The sequence below is a fragment of the Segatella salivae DSM 15606 genome (assembly GCF_000185845.1).
Taxonomy (GTDB): Bacteria; Bacteroidota; Bacteroidia; order Bacteroidales; family Bacteroidaceae; genus Prevotella; species Prevotella salivae.
This window is the reverse complement of record NZ_GL629647.1, coordinates 1,090,194-1,110,165: the sequence shown is the minus strand read 5'-3', so window position 1 is coordinate 1,110,165 and position 19,972 is coordinate 1,090,194. Positions and strand designations below refer to the sequence as shown.

Sequence of the window (19,972 nt, the reverse complement as noted above, 5' to 3'; positions counted from 1 at the left end):
AATGATATTTACAGATACACATACACATTTAGATGGCGACGAGTTTAAGAACGATTTGCCCGATGTAATCCGTCGTGCGAAGGAACAAGGAGTAGGGCGTGTGTTCATTCCTGCTATTGACTTGAAGTCTGTTGACAGTGTTGTTGCCGTGTGTCGGCAGTTTCCTGGCTATGCTTATCCTATGATAGGATTGCATCCCGAGGAGGTAAAAGCAGATTGGAAGGACCAGCTTGACAAGATAAAATCACACTTTCATGATGCTGATTTCATAGCCATTGGTGAGGTAGGACTTGACTTTTATTGGGACAGAACCTTTGAATCACAACAGCTTTTGGCTTTTGAAGCACAGGTAGAATGGGCAATTGAGGCGCAGCTTCCATTGATGATACATTGTCGGAAGGCTCAAAATGAGTTGGTACACATCTTGAAACGTTATGAAAAGCAACTTGTTGGAGGAGTTTTTCATTGCTTTACGGGCAATCAAAAAGAGGCAGAACAGCTGCTACAATTTGACAAATTTGCACTTGGAATCGGTGGAGTGTTGACGTTTAAGAGTAGTCATCTGCGTGAGGATTTACCTGCTTCAGTGCCTCTTGAGCGTATAGTCTTAGAGACAGATAGTCCATATATGACACCCGTTCCACATCGTGGAGAGCGCAATGAAAGTGCTTTTGTGAGGTTGGTATTAGAGAAGTTGGCTGAAGTTTATGGGGTTTCAGCTGATGAAGTGGCGCGTGTGACAGAAGAAAATGTAAAGCGTATATTCACAAAAATATAATAAACAGAAATAAAGATGAAACATTTTATGGCACGTATTGTCCTGCTTTTGCTGCTAACAGCCATGTCTTGTGGCCCTGTAACAGCACAGAACAAGAGTGTAAAACAAGCAAAAGCAGATACAACGGCAGTTGATTCATCGGCAAATGACGATGCCCTTGCAGCGCAATTGGATGAGGCTGCAGCAGATAGTAGTGCGTTATTAGGTGATGGAGTGACCAGCGAGGGCTTCCATCAAGCCTTGAAAACCAAGTTTATTGAAGGCGATGCAGGCTTTATGTCGCTTGTAGCTTTGGCCTTAGTCATAGGACTTGCTTTCTGTATTGAACGTATTATATATCTCAGTTTGTCTGAAATCAATGCGAAAAAGTTTATGAATGACCTTGACAATAGCATCATGCAAGGTGATATAGAGGGTGCAAAAGCGTTGTGTAGGAATACTCGTGGGCCTGTCGCTTCTATCTGTTTCCAAGGTTTAGAACGTATAAACGAGAGTATAGATAACATCGAACGATCTGTTGTTTCCTATGGTTCGGTGCAGTCATCCAACTTAGAAAAGGGTTGCTCTTGGATTACTTTGTTCATTGCTATGGCTCCTTCTTTGGGATTCTTAGGTACAGTTATCGGCATGGTTATGGCCTTTGATCAGATTCAAACGGCTGGAGACATCAGCCCAACTATCGTGGCTTCGGGTATGAAAGTGGCCTTACTGACGACCATATTTGGTATTATTGTGGCGCTGATTCTACAGATATTCTACAATTATATCCTTTCAAAGATTGAACACATCACGTCACAAATGGAGGAAAGCGCTATCTCTTTATTGGATATTGTGATGAAATATAAGTTAAAGAAAGAATGTTAAGACTGAGCAATATAAGGCATTGGCCAACGGAAAAGATATCACAACGTGTGCTTTATCTATTGATATCGCTCACGGTTTTGGTGTTTTTGTTGTTCTATTGTGTGGGATATGACCGTCCGTTTGCAGACAATCCGAGTTTCAATGCACCTCTTTTCACTGACTTATTGTTGATATTTATGCCACTGTTGGCAGTGCTTGCGTTAGCTCTTTCGATATGGGCTGTTGTGCGAAGTGTTTATCGTTTGCGTGGCGGGGGTAATGGAATAGAGAACAATGTGCCTGCCGCTCGCATCTCACGGAGCGTTGTTTTAGGTACTGTTGGCATTGTAATCGTGTCGTTTCTCCTATCATCTGGTCGTGCCATGCGCGTCAATGGACATCCTTATGGCGATTGGTTTTGGCTGAAAACAGCTGATATGTTCATCTATACTTCAGTCATATTGTTACTCGTTGCCATAGGTTCGGTGATCTATGGAGCCACAAAATATTACAGAGGAGCAAAGAAGTGAGCATGTTTAAACATAGGAAACATAGTGTACCGGGACTGAATACTACGTCTACAGCAGACATATCTTTCATGCTGTTGATATTCTTTTTGGTGGCTTCTTCCATGGATATTGATAAGGGATTATCAAGACAATTGCCGCCAGCGGAGCACAAACAGCAACAAAATGAGACTGAAGTGAATCGCCAACGGCTGTTGGAAATCAAGATAACGGCACAGAATCAGTTGCTTGTTGACGGTAAACCGATGACGCAAAAACAGCTTCCTTTAAGCCTTATTCAATTCATTACAGCACGTGGAAAGAATCATCTCATCACCTTAGATGCTAATCCTGAGTCGAGTTATGATGCTTATTTTCACGTTCAAAATGCGCTTGTTACTGCCTATCGCACATGGCGTGACCGCACAGCTAAAGCCAAATTCGGTCGCTCTTACCAACAACTTACGGCGCAACAACGCGAGCAACTGCGGACACTTTGTCCTCAACGGGTTGCTGAAACTTATGGAACGGCGCAGAAAGGAGGTTCAAAATGAGTATGTTTCGACATCATTCTCATGAGATGCCAGGCTTAAACACCGCGTCACTTCCTGACTTAATATTCTCTGTTTTGTTCTTTTTCATGATAGTAACCCACATGAGAAAGGAAACTCTTAAGGTACAATATCGGGTGCCACAAGGTACAGAACTCACGCGCTTAACAAAGAAATCGGCCGTTAGTTACATTCATATCGGCCGGCCAACTAATGCTCATTATCCTGCAAAGGCTTTGATTTTTGACGGTTCTTGCATTCAGTTGAACGATAAATATGTTACACCTCGCGAAATCATTGATTACATTTCGGCAGAAAAAAGCAGTCTTTCTCCAGAGGATCAACAGTTGATGACGGTCTCCATTAAAGCCGATAAAGCAACAAAAATGAGTGTTATTAATGAGGTAAAACAGGCACTTCGTCAAGCAAAAGCATTGAAGATAAATTACTCTGCGATAGAAACAAAGCACTAATTTAAGTGAAATCAGCTAACAATCTATCATTATATTAGAAATAAAGTTGCAATATTCGAACGAATATACTAACTTTGCAAGCAAATTAATATATAACATGTCACATCATAATTTAGATTTACTGGATAAGAAAATCCTTAGACTTGTTTCTGAGGATGCACGCATTCCATTCCTTGAAGTAGCGCGCGCCTGTAATGTAAGTGGGGCAGCTATCCATCAACGTATACAGAAATTAACTTCACTTGGCGTACTAAAGGGCTCACAATTTATTATAGATCCCGAGAAGATTGGTTATGAAACGTGCGCTTATATCGCTTTATACTTGAAGAATCCAGAGAAGCATGACCTCGTGGTTGATGCCTTAAAACGTATCCCTGAAGTAGTAGAATGTCACACAACTACAGGCGGAATGGATCTCTTTATCAAGCTATACGCGCGCAATAATCACCATATGATGCAGATTATTCACGACAAATTGCAGCCTTTAGGGCTATCACGTAGTGAAACAATCATATCATTTAGTATGCTCATTGACCGTCAATTGCCAATCGCCGACATTCAAGTGGACGAAGATAATGACGATGATGACGACGAAAAAGCTTAAGGATTGAATGCTCATCTCTATTCTTTCCCGAGATGAGATAACTATAATATAGGTGCAAAGGCATTCACTTAGCACCTATGATAAATAGAAAAGGCGAAGGCAAGTGACTTGCTTTTGCCTTTTTTATGCTCTTCTTGAGCCACAAGTTGCCAGTCGTCATAAGCTGGAAAGAAGGCATCTGCTTGCAGAGGTAAGGCATCTATCTCCGTTAAATAGAGCTTATCGGCCTGTGAAATGGCTTCTTTATACACCTGTTCACCTCCAATTACAAACACTTCTGCTTCTTTTTGGCACATGGCTAAGGCTTCTTCAAACGATGAAACACGAGTGCAGCCTTTGAAAACAGTTTGTGATTTGCTGATAACAATATTCTTTCTATGTGGTAAAGCCCCATTCGGCAACGATTCAAACGTATGGCGTCCCATGATAATCACATGGCCCATCGTCAATCGTTTGAAATGTTCCATATCTTCTTTGATGGCAAACAGCAGTTTGTTTTGATAGCCGATGGCTCGATTTTTGGCTACAGCTGCAATAAGAGAGAGCGTCATTCTATCACTATATTGTTATCATTTGGAATGTGAGAACTTTTGATTTTCCACGCCTGTGGATAGAGATTGTTCGCGCGATTCCCTAAGTTCTTAGCAAAACCAAGTGGGAAACCACGATAAACGAGCAACACTATACCTCGCGGAGCATCAGAAGTCAGCGTGATAGCCTCAGTCCTTAAGTAGGCAATGGCTTGCTGAAGATCTACCGAAACGTGTGGATAGTTCTCTAAATCAGCCGCTACTGAGAGGGCTTTTGATTGGTCGGGAATGGCCTGTTTGCCTTTTATTGTGTCGGGAAGTGGCCCATGTGACAACACATGTAGCCTTTTTAAATCCTTTTCATTGATAGTCTTTATCTCCTTCAAGCGCTTTTCTTCAGACATTACTTCAGTCTCTCCATGTTTCCGAAGTACAGCCATGAAGAGCCCTTCTCCACGAGTTCGCCCAGGAATAAAGCGGTAAACAGGGTGCTCATCCACAAGACTTCCTGTGATATTCCACGCCTTTTCTGTTGGAATCTCTATGAAGTCGGCACCTAATTCCTTTGCTATCCATGCAACATTCTCTTCATTTTCGTGCGCATTAAAGGTGCAAGTAGAATAGATTAACACTCCTCCCGGCTTGAGACAAGGCCAGATATCGTGCACAATCTCACATTGCAGACGGGCACATTCCTCAACTTTCTTCACACTCCAATCGTCAATTGCCCCTGCATCTTTACGGAACATACCTTCTCCAGAGCATGGAACATCGGTCAGGATAACATCAAATTGTAGTCGGCTTTGCTGGTAATCGCGTGCATAATTGTTTGTAACCACGATATCAGGAACCCCAAATTTCAATATGTTTTCATTTAGAATGTTCGCCCGTTGACGTATCGGTTCATTGCTAAAAAGCATGCTTCCGGCAGGTAAAGCCGCATAGGAGCAAGTGGATTTTCCACCGGGTGACGCACAAAGGTCAAGCATTCGTATGGGACGTTTGACCACTTCGCGGATTACATGGGCTACAAACATCGACGCCGTCTCTTGCACATAATAGAGTCCTTGATGAAAGAAAGGGTCGAAAGTGAAGTTTGGTCGCGACTTCAAAAACATTGCATCACGACACCAAGGCACATCCGTTTCCTTGTCCTTTATGCTCACTTGCGTGCTATCGAGCTTGAAAGGATTCAGTCGAATGCTGACCGGAACGTCTTCATTCATTGCGTTTTCAAAGGCTGTGAAGCACGTTTCACCCATCAATTCTCGCGTATATGCTGTAAACTCTTTAGGTAGTTTCATCGTCAGTTGTCTTGTTCTACCATGCAAAATTAAAAATTTTTTTGTTCCTTTGCAACTAAACCATAAAGTGGTTCGTCTAAAAAGCAGAAATAATTAAAAAAGCAATGAATATGAAACAAACATTAATCGCACTATTGTTCGTGCTAACATTCGGAACGGTTCCTGGCGCAATGGCTAAGTATCATAGGCATACGCCACGCACAGAAGCGGTTCATCACACTGCAAAGTCTTCTAATCAAGCTGCTCAAACGGCAGACAAAAGCGCAAAGGATAAGGGCATCGAAGCCTTTTCTGACACTACTTCAACGGATGATGCGGCTGAAGATACAGCAGTAGTAGATACGACTTACACCTCAGGTACAGCTGTTTATAGTAACGATTGGAATGATACGCCATGGTTCTTAAAGGCAATCACGGGAACATTGGGCGTTGGAGCAGTTATCTTTGCCTTATTGATTGTGGTGTTAGTCTTCTTCTTTCTCATCGCCCCTTTTATTATTATAGTTCTTGTTTTGCGTTATCTCATCCGCAAACATAACGATAAAGTGATGCTTACAGAGAAAGCCATTGAGAGCGGACGCCCTATTCCTTCCGTCGTAAAGTCACAGGCTCAATATCGTTATTCGAATGAACAGCAATGGCAACGTGGGGTAAAGACGGCCGCAACAGGACTTGGACTCATGCTCCTTTTCGCCTTTTTGGGTGCTGAACAGCTTATTGGTGTAGGTGCGTTGGTACTTTGTATGGGAGCTGGACAGATGATTATTGGGAAGACTTCTCGTAAGAAAGACACGGAAACGCATGATGATTTCTCAGATAGAATGCCTGAATTTAAGGAAGAGAAAGACACAGAAGTGGCTTCAAACAATGACGAAACTCATCCTCAAGACAAATAAAGCGTGAAACAATTAGACGATATCTCTCTCGTAACGCAGGTGGCTGTGTTTCACAACCGAAAGGCTTTCGACCGATTGGTTGTGAAATATCAGTCGCCTATACGGCGTTTCTTTCTCGCTCAAACCGGGGGAGATGTTCAGTTGAGTGACGACCTTGCCCAAGACACCTTTGTCAAAGCATACACTCATATCACGCATTTCCGGGGACTTTCCAGCTTTTCTACATGGCTTTATCGCATTGCATATAACACCTTTTACGATTATATGAAATGTAGAAAACCTACAGACAACATCGAAAGTCCAAGCATGTTGGGACAGAAAGCCAATGGCGTTGACTGTGGTTTGAAGCTTGATTTGCAGCAGGCGCTTTGCATTTTGTCAGACAAAGAGCGCCTTTGCATCACACTTCAACTGCTTGAAGGGCAGGCCATTGATAAGATTTCAGAGATTACCGGCATGACAGAAGGGACTGTAAAAAGCCATCTTTCGCGAGGCAAACAGAAACTAACCACCTATCTAAAGCATAATGGATATGACAGAAAATAATATAGATGAAAAGTTGATAGAACGCTTTTTTGAAGCCAATTCGCTGCCCGAGATAGAGAATCGAGGCTTCTCTCGCAGCGTGATGCGACGCATTCCGCAGTCAAGAATAAAGTGTTTGAATACGGTGTGGATGATACTTTGCACTGTGGCGATGGTCATTTATCTTTATGTTCACCAAGGAATGAAGGTGCTTTTTGTTGCGTTGACACACCTTTGGAATAGTCTTTCGACCTCCTTTTTCATGCCAGAACTGAACCTCACTACAGCGATATGGGTATATGTAGGCATTGTTTCGGCAGTAGTCTTTGGTGTATATCAAGTCTTGATAAGTGACAAAAGGTTTATTTGATTAATTGGTTTTGCAAGAGATTCTCAATCATATAGATAGACTCAAGCAGTTTAGAAAGCGAACAAACTCAAATTGTTCGCTTTCTTTGTTGTTATATCTGGGTTTTTGAACCCCCAAAGTTCACATAATGATTTGCGTCATATTGTCTTGCGATTTGCTTCATTTTACCGCGTGAAATGACGCAAAACGTGGCGTGAAATGATGCAATTTACGGGATGGTTTGATATGATGCAAAAAATGAGTTGGAATTAATTGCGTTATAAAATGTGGGAATCAACGTTGTCAAAAGTAAATGTCGGGCGTTTCATTCTCCTTCCTTTGTTGTATCTTTTCAGCCTCTTTTTTCAGTTTTCCGTCTTTATCAAACATGCCATATGTGGTGCGTAGCACACTGAACTCTGTGCGTCGGTTCAACTGATTGCATATTTCCTGTTGCTCTTTATTTAGCTTTTCTATAAATGCTGAAGTCAGTTTGTCGCCCTCTTTCAGCCAAGTGTACTTCTCTGTAAGCTTCTTTCGGATTACTTTCGGACGTTGTTTTCCATAACCAACTGCCGTTAATCGGTCGGCAGAAATGCCTTTACTGATGAGATAACGCACTACATTTTCGGCCCTTTGTTGAGACAAACGGAGGTTATATTCGGCTGAACCACGGTAGTCACAATGGGCAGATATCTCAATAGTTACATGTGGGTTTTCGTTTAACAACGCCACAAGGTCATCAAGAGCGGCTGTAGATTCGGGGCGAAGTGTGGCTTTATTGAAGTCATAGAAGATGTTATCAATCAGCACTGGGGCTGTAATTGAGGCCAAAGGAAACTGCAACACATATTCTTTTGAAGCCTTTTCAGCATGCACATTCAGTGCTTCGTGGTGATTGAGAAAGCCATCACAGGTAGCCAAGAAGATGTAATCAATCCCCGGTTTGACGGTTTCGGTGAAGGAACCATCGCCTCTTACGCTCAGTTTTAGATTCGTTCCATCGTTTCCAACCATATAAACCTGGGCGCGAGGGAGTTCATATCCGTCCTTCTCATATACCCATCCTTTGACTGTTTGCACAATTTCGGGGTATTCAAAGCTATAGATGTGGTCATAGCCTCGGCTGTCATTGCGGTTTGAAGAGAAGTATCCGCGGTTGTGAGGTCCCTCGAAAGTCATGCCAAAATCGTCTGCATTGCTGTTCAAAGGATAGCCAGGGTGGGAGAGCGTAGCCTTTCCTTGTGAGTCGAAATGTGCGATATAGATGTCTAATCCGCCCATTCCGGCGTGACCATTACTTGAGAAATAGAGGTCGCCATTAGGCCGAAAAGTCGGAAATTCCTCATTCCCTGCTGTGTTGATTGGTGCTCCCAGATTCTCAACTCCACCGAGTCCGGCTGCTGTTATGCGTACGCGCCAGAGGTCAAGTCCGCCTTTTCCGCCCGGCATATCCGATGTAAAGTAAAGCCAATTGCCGTCAGGTGACACGGCAGGATGAGCGAAGAGAGAAAGCGTGTCATGGCTAATTGGAAGCTCGGTAGGCTTAGTCCATGAGGCATCGCTACGTGAAGATGTCATGAGACGAGCATAGCGTGGTGAGACAGGATCAGTGGAACACTGCGTCAGATACATAGTTCTTTCGTCGGGAGAAAAGGCACATGCGCCCTCATCGAAAGCCGAATTAAGCTCTCCTCCAATAGGTTCGGGCTTGCTCCACTTGCCTTTATCGTTTCTTTCGGAATAGAAAATATCTCCGTTTTTCATTCCCGTTATCCCATTAAGTTCGTCACCTGAAGCTTCCTTTCGTGTTGAAGTGAAATATAGAATGTTGTGGTCTGGTCCATAGAATACAGGCGAATAGTCGGCTTTATAAGAGTTAAACACATCCATTTTCCTAACGATATACTTGCTTCCTTGCTTCTTCCAAGCGGGTGCCTGGCGTGCAGAAGCAAGACCATTTAATATCAAAGTGTCGTTAGGAAGAGAGTCTTTCAGAGCGAGAAATGCCTTTTCTGCCGCCTTGTATTGACCGTCTTTGAGCAACAGTTGGGCATAGATGAGCTTGTCGTTGAGTGTTGCTTGCTCATAGCGGATAGCGTTTTGAAAGGCTGAAATGGCTCGTTGTGTTTGGTTAATCTTTGCATAACAGCGTGCCATTTTGACTGCCATTAGTCCACGTTCTCGGCGTAGTTTGGTCGGTGTTTGTTGGTAAGCCTTGCGATATTGCACTGCCGCGTCGTAGTATTCTCCAACAGATAGGTGCTGATCGCCTTTCTTTATAGCACGCTCTAAGCTACAAGCGGTGAGCACAAGGCAGGCAAGAATATATATGATAAGGTGGGATTTCTGCATACATAGATAACGTTTTGCATGGAGTTATATTATAGTTTTTAGTGAGTTTTGATTGGAGTTCCAGATAGATTTTTATATCTTTGTCTGGTTGATAAACGCAATATGAAGATAAAAAAGGTTTTTATCAGACTGCTGATAGGCGTGTTTTGGACGTGCCTTGCATTGGAAATGCCACCGCTTCTCTTGAAGATTGCGTGGCCAGCTGCATTGAATGATACCCTTTGGTTACTTGGTCCGGCATCGTGTTGTGCCTTGATTATTCGATGGTTTTATGTGCAAAGCCTGCGTAATCCGAATGCCGTGACCAGAGCATTATACGCGATATCATGGCTAAGTTTGCCTGTTTTGGTATTGCACTTACTATTTTATAGTTATGTGATGACAGGCGGAACGTATGAGGTTCTCTATCAAGACAAGGAGTATGAAGTTGTAGTTGACTATGCAGCTTTTGTCACAAATAGTGATTATATATCAATATATAAAAGGTGGTTTGGGCTTAAAAGGAGAGTCTATAGAGGTTATTATGAGCGTGAAACCGACTCGTTGAGGAGTCGGAAAGCCATAGAAAGTTTCTTGAAAAAGCAGAATTAAGCGTGAATTTGGGCATTCATCAAATGGTTATTCACCTTGATGAACGTTGTCTAAGCTTTGTCATTGAAAGGCAAAACGAATTTACAGCCATCCTTCCAACAGCTACATCCATAAGCCGTTTTACCTTTAATGATGTGTCCTTTCCCACAAACAGGACAGGATTTTCCAATGAGTTCGTCATTTGGTACTAATGTTTTTGCCTTCTTTGCAGGTTTGTTTGTAGTCTTTTTTGAAGTAGCTTTCTTCTTCGTTTTCTTCTTTACGTCTTCATCAGAGAGTATGGTTACACGGCGATTGCTATTGTCACTGAGCACATCTTTAACGATATTAGCAATCTGTTCCTTTAGTTCGCTGATGAAAAGTGAGGCATCATACTTCATGTGTTCAATGTCTCTGAGCTTCTTTTCCCATATACCTGTGAGCTCACAACTGGTGAGTAGCTTCTCATGTATCATGTCAATGAGTTCTATTCCCGTAGGCGTTGCAACGAGATTCTTGCGTTCCCGTCGGATATATCGACGTTTAAACAGGGTCTCAATGATGCCTGCTCGGCTCGAAGGTCGACCGATTCCATTCTCTTTTAAGGCTGCTCTTAGCTCATCATCTTCAACAAATTTGCCCGCCGTTTCCATGGCTCGAAGCAGTGAAGCCTCTGTATAGTACTTGGGAGGTGTGGTTTGTTTCTCGGTCAGTGTAGGCGTATGAGGTCCACTTTCGCCTTGAGTAAAGGTGGGAAGCGTAATATTTTCTCCCTCAACTCCACCTCGAAGAGAAGAAGAAGTGTTTGCTTCGTTCTCTTGAGATGCCATGTTATTTGATGGCATATCATTCTTTTCATTCTTTGTTGAGGAGCTTTCAGTGAGGCATCTCCAGCCTTCTTCCAATATTTCTTTACCCGTAACCTTGAATTCAATGCCGTCAACTTCGCCAAGAACTGTAGTGGTAGAGAACTTACAATCAGGGTAAAAGGCACTGATAAAGCGTGTGGCGATGAGGTCAAACACATTTTGTTCCATGATAGTTAGCCCCTGAACAGGAACTCCTGTGGGGATGATGGCATGGTGATCTGTAACTTTACTGGTGTCGAAAACCTTCTTACTCTTGGGTAATTTCTTGCTAATGGCGGCTAAATTCCTTATCCACGGCATGTACTTTGGCTGACTTTCTATCTTACATTGACTCAATCCATTAAGTATTTGAGGGCATTTCGGGTAGATATCATCACTTAAATACTGTGTGTCTACACGTGGATAGGTGGTGAATTTCTTTTCATATAAGCTTTGAATTAGATTCAAAGTAGTCTCTGCCGAGTAGCTAAACTTACGGTTACAATCTACTTGTAAGGAAGTAAGGTCATAGAGATGTGGGGGAGTTTCCGTTCCTTTCTTCTTCTGAACACTTTTGATTGTGAACGGCTTTCCTTCGATTGTAGCAAATGCTTTCTCGCCTTCTTCCTTATTAGTAAACTTACCTGACGTTGCTGTGAATTGGGTATCACGATATATAGTGGCTAAAACCCAATAAGGTTCTGGCTTGAAGTTGTCAATCTCTTTTTGCCGATTGACGATTAAAGCCAGTGTAGGTGTCTGCACACGACCTATACTTAGCACCTGTTTATTTTGCCCATATTTCAGCGTGTAGAGTCGAGTTGCGTTCATACCAAGCATCCAATCGCCGATAGCTCGACTCAAACCAGCCATATAAAGCGGTTGATATTGCTGCTCATCTCTAAGATTTTGGAAGCCTTGTAGAATTGCTTCGTCCGTCATTGAAGATATCCAAAGGCGTTTTACGGGGCATTTTACGTTGGCTTTCTGCATTACCCATCGTTGGATTAGTTCTCCTTCTTGTCCCGCATCGCCACAGTTGATGATTTCATCTGCACCTGCATAGAGTTTCTCTATAATCGAAAACTGTTTCTTTATGCTATCTTCGGGGATGACTTTAATTCCAAATCGTTCAGGAATCATAGGCAAAGCGGCGAGACTCCAGTGCTTCCAGTTCTCGTGATAATCATTTGGTTCCTTCAATTCGCATAGGTGTCCGAAGGTCCAAGTGACTTGATATCCGTTGCCTTCCATATATCCGCTCTTTGCCGTTGTGGCTCCTAAGATGCGTGCTATGTCTCTTGCTACGCTTGGTTTCTCTGCAATACAGACGATCATTCTTTATTAGTTTAGGTCTGCAAAGATACAAATTATTGTTGAAAATGTCACGAAAATGAAGATTGAAGCCTTGCAAGTTGATAAAAAAGTGCTTTTAACATATAGATACTTCGATTTAATTTGTACCTTTGTAGATAGTATTCAATAACATTAGTACGCAATGAAGAAATTGAAGATAGAAATAGATTATGATTTCTGTCAATTCGAAGAGTTGAGTGAACAGGACCAAAACCTCATAGAATGTGCTAAGGCTGCCATCAAGAATAGCTATGCCAAATACAGCCATTTCCATGTAGGGGCGGCGTTGCGTCTGCATGATGGTCGTGTTGTTATAGGCGCTAATCAAGAAAATGCAGCTTTCCCCTCGGGCTTATGTGCCGAGCGTTCAGCCATATTTGCATCTCAATCGCATTATCCAGAGCAAGCAATTGATACATTAGCGATTGTTGCTCACAATGAGAAAGGCTTCTTGTCAGATCCTATTACGCCTTGTGGCGCATGCCGACAAGTAATGCTTGAGATAGAAGATCGATACAAACAAAATGTCCGTGTGTTGCTTTTTGGCACGTCAGGTGTTTATATTCTACATAGTGTTAAGGACCTTTTGCCCTTTGCTTTCGTGGATGAAAACATGCGAAAATGACACGCTTTATATTATAACAAAAACATTATGAAAGTAGGATTGTTTATTCCTTGTTATGTTGATGCACTTTATCCAGAGGCCGGAGTCGCCACATATAAGCTGTTAAAGCACTTTGGTGTTGACGTCGGTTACCCCGAAAAGCAAACTTGTTGCGGTCAACCGATGGGGAATGCAGGCTTTGAAAGCATGTCAAAGTCATTGGCTTTGAAGTTTGATTCCATGTTTTCCGGCTTCGATTATGTTGTTGCTCCATCTGCTTCTTGCGCTGCATACGTGAAGTTTTATCACCCTCGTTTGCTGAAAGGGGAACACGAATGTCTGTCTTCTAAGAAGGTAATGGACATCGTAGAGTTCTTACATGACGTGCTAAAAATCACGTCTTTGCCAGGTAGTTTCCCTCATGTGGTGAGCGTACATAATAGTTGTCACGGCGTGAGAGAACTTGGATTGTCTGCTCCTTCCGAGCGAAACATCCCTCCTTACAATAAGATTATCGACTTGTTGAAGTTAATCAAGGATATAACGATTAAGGAACCAGACCGCAAAGACGAGTGTTGTGGCTTCGGAGGGATGTTCTCTGTTGAAGAAACGGCAGTCTCTATACGCATGGGAGAAGATAAGATTGGTCGACACATGGCCACAGGTGCCGAGTTTGTTACAGGCCCAGATAGCAGTTGTTTGATGCATATGGCGGGCATTGCTAAGCGAGAACACAAACCCATTCAATTCGTTCATGTAGCCCAAATATTGGCTGCCGGACTCTAATTTAGCATAAAAGGAAAAGAAATCTATGAGTACAGATCATTCAAAAAGGGCTGCCATATTCAACGAAAACCATGACAAAACTACATGGCATGACCAAACTTTCTGGTCACTTCGTATGAAACATGATGCTGCTGCGCATCAGTTGCCTGAATGGGAAGACTTGCGACAGCACGCGAGTGATATCAAACGACACACTCTTTCACATCTTGTTGACTACCTTGAGCAGTTCACTTCTCAACTCGAAAGCCGTGGAGTCATTGTGCATTGGGCCAGTGATGCCGCCGAGTTTAATGCCATTGTATATGATATTCTCAAGTCACATGACGTCAAGAAGATGGTCAAATCGAAGTCTATGTTGACGGAGGAATGTGAGATGAATCCTTACCTAATAGAACGTGGAATCGATGTTGTTGAGTCGGACTTAGGCGAGCGTATCCTCCAGCTTTTAGGTCAACGGCCGAGCCATATCGTTATGCCTGCCATCCATTTAACCCGACAAGAGGTTGGAAAGATGTTCGAAGAGAAGGGCATTTCGCATGAAATTGGCAACTATGATCCTACATATCTTACGCAGTGTGCACGCTATTCGCTTCGTAATGAGTTTATAGAAGCTGAGGCAGGAATGACTGGTTGTAACTTCGGTGTAGCCAAAACAGGCGATATTGTGGTATGTACGAACGAGGGAAATGCTGATATGTCAACCTCTGTTCCGAAGCTACATATCGTTTCGATGGGTATAGAAAAGCTTGTGCCTGATTATGATTCATTGGCTGTTTTCCATCGTTTGCTAAGCCGATGTGGTACAGGTCAGCCTGCAACTGCTTTCACTTCACATTTCCGTCAGGCACGTCCAGGTGGCGAAATGCACGTGGTTTTGGTTGACAATGGACGCAGTAAGCTTCTCGCTAACCCTGATCATTGGGAAACTTTGAAGTGTATTCGTTGTGGCGCTTGCATGAATACCTGCCCTGTTTACCGTCGAAGTGGTGGGCATAGTTATACTTATGTCATCCCAGGACCTATCGGAGTGAATCTTGGAATGATGCACAATCCAAAGCAAAACTATGGTGATGTCAGTGCTTGTTCATTGTGTTTGAGTTGTGATAACATTTGTCCGGCCGAGGTAGCACCTGGTAGTCAGATCTATGTTTGGCGTCAAAGTCTTGATAAAATGGGTAAGGCTGACAGAATGAAAAAGGCAATGTCTGAAGGAATGAAAGTGCTTTATGACAGTTCTTGGCTTTATCATACGGCATTAATGTTTGCTCCTTTAGCCGACTTTGTCCCCGAAAGGATGACTCATTTCAAGCATCTCAATCCATGGGGAATAGGACATACGAAGCCCGAATTTGCCAAAAAGTCTTTCCACGAGTTATGGAAGAAAGGCCAGGCTAAATGAAATCATGTAATGAATAGTTATGGAAAAGAAAGATTTTCTCGATAGATTGCGTTCTCATATCCGTCAACAATATGACATGCCTGACTTGCATATCGATGCTCTTACCTATCCTGAGCCTATCAAGCAGTTTGTAGAAATGACTAAATCTGCAGGTGCAAACATTGTCGAAGCAAAGCCAACAGACGACCTTAACGCTTTAATTGCTGAGGCATATCCTGATGCTAAGGTCATTGCCAGTAATGTTCCAGGCATCAATGCCAAACTAAACCCCGACACAGTTGCCGAAGCCAGTGACCTCAATGGCACGGATGTGGGCGTTGTTAAGGGTGAAGTTGGGGTGGCAGAGAATGGTTGTATCTGGATACCTCAAGTCATGAAAGAGAAGGTTGTGTGTTTTATCTCAGAGAATTTAGTTATTATTCTCGACAGAAATCAAGTCGTAGATAACATGCATCAGGCTTATAAGAGGATAAAAATGACGTCTTATGGCTTTGGAACTTTTATCAGTGGACCGAGCAAAACGGCTGATATTGAACAGGCGTTGGTTATGGGTGCGCAGGCAGCACGCTCCGTTTTGGTGATTCTTGTGGGTTAAATCTTCACGCATACTGCGGTTTCTCATATTCTGTTGACTTGCAATTCAACACAAAAATAAGGTTGAAATAAACGAATATGAGAAACCGATTTTATTATTTTTTCTAAGTTTTTACTTTATTCTTTGTAAAGTATCTTCTTCAAAAAAGCATATCTTTTGAAAGCTTATTCTGTAGAATTAAACAGGGTTTTCATTGTGTTTTCTTACGTTTTTGAGTGAAGTGAAGACTTCTTTCAAATGGTTGTAGACCCTGATTCAGGTCATTTTATGTCTCATGGGCCTCATTTCATCATTCTTTCTGCTGCATTTCATCATATGATTGCAGCCATTTTACGACACTATTTGACGCATTTCACATGATGAACTGATGCAAAAGGTTTCATCATGCGCCTTGATTTGCAAGATAAATCCATATTTTCGGTGCTGAAAATAATGTGTGATGATGAAACCTTTTGGTACTCAATGACTTATCATAACAGGCAAATAATGGCCCTATTCGTGACCCTTTGGGCTGAAGTTTGAAACAAAGGCCGTCTTTAAGAGGCTTTTGTTAAGTTAATTCTAACTTATTCTTTTTGTATGGTTGTAAGCCATTTGAGGCGTCTAAACACTTCTTCACGTATTTCATTACTTGTTTTGTGTGAGAGGTATTGCAGCGTTCCATCCATTGCTATGATAAGCGTTAGCGGGAAACCTTCGTTACCTACCCATTGCGTAAAGTATCTATCATTGGGCAAATGCGTCCAGTTGAAGCCATGTTTTTCGGTGATAGCTTTCACAATCTCAGGCTTTTCGAAGTTTGCAGAGAGGAAAATCACCTCTGGAAAGCGGGTCTTCCAGGTTGATAGTTCAGGCATTTCTTTTCTGCAAGGACCACATCCTGAGTACCAAACATTAACTACTATTACTCTGTTTTTTAGCGAATCTTGCGTCCAAGTGTTTCCATCGAGGTCTTGAAGTGTGAATGTTCCTGGTAGTTTTTGACCGATTTTAAGGTTCTTAAATTGTTTGTCTGCACTATGAGTTACCTTTTTCATCTCATCAAAAAGGAGCACTTTGGCTTCAAATTTGTCGGCATTGACAACATTACTGCGCTTGATTTCATATTTCTTCCAAGTCTTTGGCGCTACAAAATCGTCAGGAACAAGGACGTGAAGAACTGTATGTTGTTCGCCATCGTCAAGCTTTTGAAAGCCTTTCTGTATGCCCATGATTTCGTTAAGCGGCATATCTTTTGAATAAAACTGATGATTAATGAGCACTCCTACGAGTTCCTTTTTGGTCTGTTGTGCCTGACTTGTTGGCATAAAAGGAATGAAAAATAGCAATAATACTACGATTGTGGTTTTGTAAATGGTGGGTTTCATAGTTGTATATTTTATGTTCTTATATTGTCTTTTCCCATGTGTTAATCGAATGAATGACATATTCCACCTCATCATCGGTCATGGCTTGATTGCAGGGCAGACTGAGTTCTGTTGCTGCAATACGTTCAGTGATAGGGAGTTGTAGGCTGTTCCATACCGCATAACAAGCCTGCTTATGGGGTGGGATGGGGTAGTGGATGAGGGTTTCAATACCTTTCGACGCCAGATATTGCTGCAACTCATCGCGTCTTTTGCATAATATCGGATAGATATGAAACACGGAATTGCGTGGTTTTATCAGTGTAACGGCCTCGTGACGAATAGCTTCTTCATAGCGTTTTGCAATGTTTCGGCGACGTTGATTGTCATGATCTAAGTAGGTCAACTTCGTCATTAATATGGCTGCTTGCAATTCATCCATGCGACTGTTTAAGCCTTGATAGGGGAATACATACTTGCGATTGCTGCCATAATTAGCAAGAGAACGGACGATGGTTGCAAGCTGATTGTCGTCTGTTGTCACGGCACCTGCATCGCCCATTGCACCCAGATTCTTTCCTGGATAGAAGCTATGTGCAGCGGCATCTCCTATACTTCCCGTATGTTTTTCATGCCATTTTAGGCCGTGACCTTGGGCATTATCTTCTACAAGCAGTAGGTTATGGCGTTTGCAAATGGCACTGATGGTGGTGTGCATAGCACAAGTTCCATAGAGATGTACAAGCAGAATAGCTCGTGTTTTCGGTGTGATAGCAGCCTCAATCCGTGTGATATCGAGTTGCAAAAGCATATCAGGTTCGACAAGGATTGGCTTGAGTTGGTTTTCGGTTAGGGCGAGAATGGAAGCTATATAGGTATTGGCGGGCACGATAACCTCGTCGCCTTCATGAAGTTTTCCAAGCTGTTTATACGCTCTAAAGATGAGGGTCAGCGCATCAAGTCCATTGCCACAGCTGATGCAATGTTGCGTTCCAATATACTGAGCATAAGCCGTTTCAAAGTCATTTGTAGCTTTTCCTTGCAGATACCAGCCGCTATCGATGACCTTTTGCACAGCTTTGTGAAGTTCATCGGCATGTTGTTGTGTGATGCGTTGCAGTGAAAGATATTCTATTTTCATAAGTCCCATTCATACCAATCATAACAAACGGCACGGCCACCAAAGCTCTCTTTCTGAAAGATGAGGCCTTCGTTGAGGATTGTTCCCTGTTGTTCGGTGGATTTTCCAAAGTCAAACCACATCTTGTTTCGATATACTTCATGAATCAATTTGTCGAGAAGCAGGTCGAGAACGCGTAGTTTTTTACCTTCTAAAGAGGCTGAAATATACTGCGTATGTGCCACATTTCCGTATTCATATACCACCGTTCCGCCAAGTACTTTGCCGTTCAGTTGTGCTGTAAAAAGACGGATGTTGTTTGGAAAACTGGCTTTAAGCATGCGTATTTCTGACAGCGAATGAACGGGCGAAACATGATATTTGGTTTGTAGATTTGTCGTCAATACCTCCCAAAAGTCAGTCCAACGATTACTTTCTTCGACCATTATGCCATGGTGAAGTGCCTTTTTTATTCCCCTGTTTCTCATCTCATTGTAGGCTAAGGGCATGTCAAGTCGGATGGCAGTTGATATGTCTCGGGCTACTAATTTGGCGTTAGTTGTGCGGTAAATAGCATATAGATCTTCTTCAGCGGGCTGCTGATGATAGAGCCAAGGGATAGCTTTATACACTACTTTTCGTATGCCTTTATTGCGCAAATAGGCATTGATGAGCTTGAAAACTATAATAGAATCAGCCGCAGTGAAATGCTCGTTGACAATCAATCCGCCAAAAGTCAGGCCCTGATGTGTATAGAGAACATCGTGTGAAATGTTTGCCGGCAGGAGCGCATAGAGCTTGTTTTGTCGGTAAACTACAATCGAATGGTCCTCAAATCTGTCGTGATGATAGTCCATGTAATCCCTGAAAAAGAGAAACAATCCGTTTTTAGCTGCATCAACAAACGCATCCCATTCGGATTTCATTTCAGGGGAATAGGGCTTTATTTCAAACATTTTAAGTGGCTAAGGAATAGCTGATAATCGTATATATAGTCTTTTTCGTCGAAGTCATCTTCGGCTAACACGAGGCAAACGGCACCCGAAGAGAAGTCTTCTAACGTACGCCAAATGTTGGTATCAATAAGTAATCCTTGATAGGGATGATTGAGATGATAAGTCTTTTTGGCTTGCCCATTGTCAAGACACACGTCAAAGCTGCCGCTGACGGCAATGATAAACTCGCGGCATTTGTAGTGCGCGTGTCCACCACGGCTTTCACCTGAGGGTACATCATACGTCCAATAAACACGCTTTATGGCAAAGGGTACATGCTCAAAAGCCTGAGCAACGGTCAGGTTTCCACGCGGGTCAATGATTTTCGGCAGGTTAATTAGCTGTCCTAATTCATTCATCTATTTTGTTTTCCCTTTCTTTTTGATGTCCCTTATCCATGACATTCGCTCCTCATAGATAGGGCGGTATTTGTCAATTAAAGCCTGTAAGTCTCTACTTCTGACTGCAAGCTGGTTGTATTCTTGCGTCTCAGTGTTGTGCTTTTGCTTTAGATTCAGCATATAAGCAAGCACATTTTTCTGCTCTTCTTGAATGAGAGAGAGTTGCTTTCCAAGTTTCTCGAGGTCGTCAAGAAACTTGGTTATCGTGTCAATTTTATCTATTTCTTCCACGTGTTAC

Annotated in this window: 23 protein-coding genes; 14 read left to right on the top strand and 9 right to left on the bottom strand. The window is 42.6% G+C overall.

The genetic code is table 11. The features are described 5' to 3' along the window. The first annotated feature begins 1 nt into the window (after nt 1). The 6 genes from HMPREF9420_RS04615 (at nt 2) to HMPREF9420_RS04590 (ending at nt 3,755) form a co-directional block, all read left to right on the top strand. Nucleotides 2-778, top strand: a complete 777-nt coding sequence (locus HMPREF9420_RS04615; RefSeq protein ID WP_007134296.1) for a TatD family hydrolase — start codon at nt 2-4, stop codon at nt 776-778. Between the two features lie 15 nt (nt 779-793). Further along, nucleotides 794-1,642: a MotA/TolQ/ExbB proton channel family protein gene (locus tag HMPREF9420_RS04610; protein ID WP_007134295.1), complete on the top strand. Its 849-nt coding sequence runs from the start codon at nt 794-796 to the stop codon at nt 1,640-1,642. Next, the gene (locus HMPREF9420_RS04605; RefSeq protein ID WP_007134294.1) at nt 1,636-2,151 is read left to right on the top strand and encodes a hypothetical protein; all 516 of its coding nucleotides are present in this window, start codon (nt 1,636-1,638) and stop codon (nt 2,149-2,151) included. The genes HMPREF9420_RS04610 and HMPREF9420_RS04605 overlap by 7 nt, the downstream gene beginning before the upstream one ends. A gap of 2 nt (nt 2,152-2,153) precedes the next feature. After that, the gene (locus HMPREF9420_RS04600) at nt 2,154-2,681 is read left to right on the top strand and encodes an ExbD/TolR family protein (protein WP_007134293.1); all 528 of its coding nucleotides are present in this window, start codon (nt 2,154-2,156) and stop codon (nt 2,679-2,681) included. Next, nucleotides 2,678-3,151, top strand: coding sequence for an ExbD/TolR family protein (locus HMPREF9420_RS04595; protein ID WP_007134292.1), 474 nt, complete (start codon nt 2,678-2,680; stop codon nt 3,149-3,151). Before HMPREF9420_RS04600 ends, HMPREF9420_RS04595 begins: the two co-directional genes overlap by 4 nt. 97 nt (nt 3,152-3,248) lie before the next feature. Then, a complete protein-coding gene (locus HMPREF9420_RS04590; RefSeq protein ID WP_007134291.1) occupies nt 3,249-3,755 on the top strand; it encodes an Lrp/AsnC family transcriptional regulator in 507 nt (168 codons plus the stop codon). A 68-nt stretch (nt 3,756-3,823) separates the two neighbouring features. On the opposite strand, the gene HMPREF9420_RS04585 is transcribed toward HMPREF9420_RS04590, so the two are convergent. Both HMPREF9420_RS04585 and HMPREF9420_RS04580 read right to left on the bottom strand, forming a co-directional pair. Beyond that, entirely contained in the window at nt 3,824-4,306 is a 483-nt protein-coding gene (locus tag HMPREF9420_RS04585; protein ID WP_007134290.1) for a dihydrofolate reductase, read from the bottom strand. Beyond that, a complete protein-coding gene (locus HMPREF9420_RS04580) occupies nt 4,303-5,589 on the bottom strand; it encodes a methyltransferase RsmF C-terminal domain-like protein (protein WP_007134289.1) in 1,287 nt (428 codons plus the stop codon). The genes HMPREF9420_RS04585 and HMPREF9420_RS04580 overlap by 4 nt, the downstream gene beginning before the upstream one ends. Before the next feature lie 110 nt (nt 5,590-5,699). Here HMPREF9420_RS04580 and HMPREF9420_RS04575 point away from each other — a divergent pair, with 110 nt between their 5' ends. The 3 genes from HMPREF9420_RS04575 to HMPREF9420_RS04565 are packed head-to-tail and all read left to right on the top strand — an operon-like array spanning nt 5,700 to nt 7,380. Then, entirely contained in the window at nt 5,700-6,485 is a 786-nt protein-coding gene (locus HMPREF9420_RS04575; protein ID WP_052297299.1) for a DUF6249 domain-containing protein, read from the top strand. A 3-nt stretch (nt 6,486-6,488) separates the two neighbouring features. Further along, entirely contained in the window at nt 6,489-7,031 is a 543-nt protein-coding gene (locus HMPREF9420_RS04570) for an RNA polymerase sigma factor (protein ID WP_007134287.1), read from the top strand. Then, nucleotides 7,018-7,380 carry a DUF5056 domain-containing protein gene (locus HMPREF9420_RS04565; RefSeq protein ID WP_248628076.1) on the top strand — a complete coding sequence of 121 codons (363 nt, stop codon included), beginning with the start codon at nt 7,018-7,020 and terminating at the stop codon, nt 7,378-7,380. Before HMPREF9420_RS04570 ends, HMPREF9420_RS04565 begins: the two co-directional genes overlap by 14 nt. Nucleotides 7,381-7,662: 282 nt before the next feature. Here HMPREF9420_RS04565 and porE read toward each other — a convergent pair whose 3' ends face one another. Further along, nucleotides 7,663-9,714, bottom strand: a complete 2,052-nt coding sequence (gene porE / locus HMPREF9420_RS04560) for a PorE family type IX secretion system protein (RefSeq protein ID WP_007134285.1) — start codon at nt 9,712-9,714, stop codon at nt 7,663-7,665. Nucleotides 9,715-9,816: 102 nt separating this feature from the next. Between porE and HMPREF9420_RS04555 the strand changes: the two genes are divergently transcribed. Next, complete coding sequence (locus tag HMPREF9420_RS04555; RefSeq protein WP_007134284.1) at nt 9,817-10,305, top strand: hypothetical protein; 489 nt, start codon at nt 9,817-9,819, stop codon at nt 10,303-10,305. A gap of 50 nt (nt 10,306-10,355) precedes the next feature. Here the strand turns inward: HMPREF9420_RS04555 and HMPREF9420_RS04550 are convergent, their stop codons facing one another. Next, the gene (locus tag HMPREF9420_RS04550; protein WP_007134283.1) at nt 10,356-12,470 is read right to left on the bottom strand and encodes a DNA topoisomerase 3; all 2,115 of its coding nucleotides are present in this window, start codon (nt 12,468-12,470) and stop codon (nt 10,356-10,358) included. A 160-nt stretch (nt 12,471-12,630) separates the two neighbouring features. On the opposite strand from HMPREF9420_RS04550, the gene cdd reads away from it, so the two are divergent. From cdd to HMPREF9420_RS04530, 4 genes are read left to right on the top strand one after another with little or no spacing between them, the layout of a single operon-like run. Further along, nucleotides 12,631-13,113 (top strand): cytidine deaminase, encoded by a 483-nt coding sequence (cdd, locus tag HMPREF9420_RS04545; protein WP_007134282.1) that lies wholly within the window; start codon nt 12,631-12,633, stop codon nt 13,111-13,113. A 27-nt stretch (nt 13,114-13,140) separates the two neighbouring features. Next, nucleotides 13,141-13,878, top strand: coding sequence for a (Fe-S)-binding protein (locus HMPREF9420_RS04540; protein WP_007134281.1), 738 nt, complete (start codon nt 13,141-13,143; stop codon nt 13,876-13,878). Between the two features lie 25 nt (nt 13,879-13,903). Then, nucleotides 13,904-15,277 carry a lactate utilization protein B gene (locus HMPREF9420_RS04535; RefSeq protein WP_007134280.1) on the top strand — a complete coding sequence of 458 codons (1,374 nt, stop codon included), beginning with the start codon at nt 13,904-13,906 and terminating at the stop codon, nt 15,275-15,277. 19 nt (nt 15,278-15,296) lie between these two features. Then, complete coding sequence (locus tag HMPREF9420_RS04530; RefSeq protein ID WP_007134279.1) at nt 15,297-15,872, top strand: LutC/YkgG family protein; 576 nt, start codon at nt 15,297-15,299, stop codon at nt 15,870-15,872. A gap of 566 nt (nt 15,873-16,438) precedes the next feature. Here the strand turns inward: HMPREF9420_RS04530 and HMPREF9420_RS04525 are convergent. Genes HMPREF9420_RS04525 through HMPREF9420_RS04505 form a run of 5 tightly spaced genes read right to left on the bottom strand, consistent with a single transcriptional unit; the run spans nt 16,439 to nt 19,965 of the window. Then, entirely contained in the window at nt 16,439-17,239 is an 801-nt protein-coding gene (locus tag HMPREF9420_RS04525) for a TlpA family protein disulfide reductase (protein WP_007134276.1), read from the bottom strand. Between the two features lie 19 nt (nt 17,240-17,258). Then, on the bottom strand, nt 17,259-18,359 hold the full coding sequence (locus HMPREF9420_RS04520) for a DegT/DnrJ/EryC1/StrS family aminotransferase (RefSeq protein ID WP_044079091.1): 1,101 nt from the start codon (nt 18,357-18,359) through the stop codon (nt 17,259-17,261). Next, a complete protein-coding gene (locus HMPREF9420_RS04515) occupies nt 18,356-19,294 on the bottom strand; it encodes a GNAT family N-acetyltransferase (protein WP_007134274.1) in 939 nt (312 codons plus the stop codon). Before HMPREF9420_RS04515 ends, HMPREF9420_RS04520 begins: the two co-directional genes overlap by 4 nt. After that, complete coding sequence (locus tag HMPREF9420_RS04510; RefSeq protein ID WP_007134273.1) at nt 19,282-19,692, bottom strand: sugar 3,4-ketoisomerase; 411 nt, start codon at nt 19,690-19,692, stop codon at nt 19,282-19,284. The genes HMPREF9420_RS04515 and HMPREF9420_RS04510 overlap by 13 nt, the downstream gene beginning before the upstream one ends. After that, nucleotides 19,693-19,965 carry a hypothetical protein gene (locus HMPREF9420_RS04505; protein WP_007134272.1) on the bottom strand — a complete coding sequence of 91 codons (273 nt, stop codon included), beginning with the start codon at nt 19,963-19,965 and terminating at the stop codon, nt 19,693-19,695. Nucleotides 19,966-19,972: the final 7 nt, after the last annotated feature.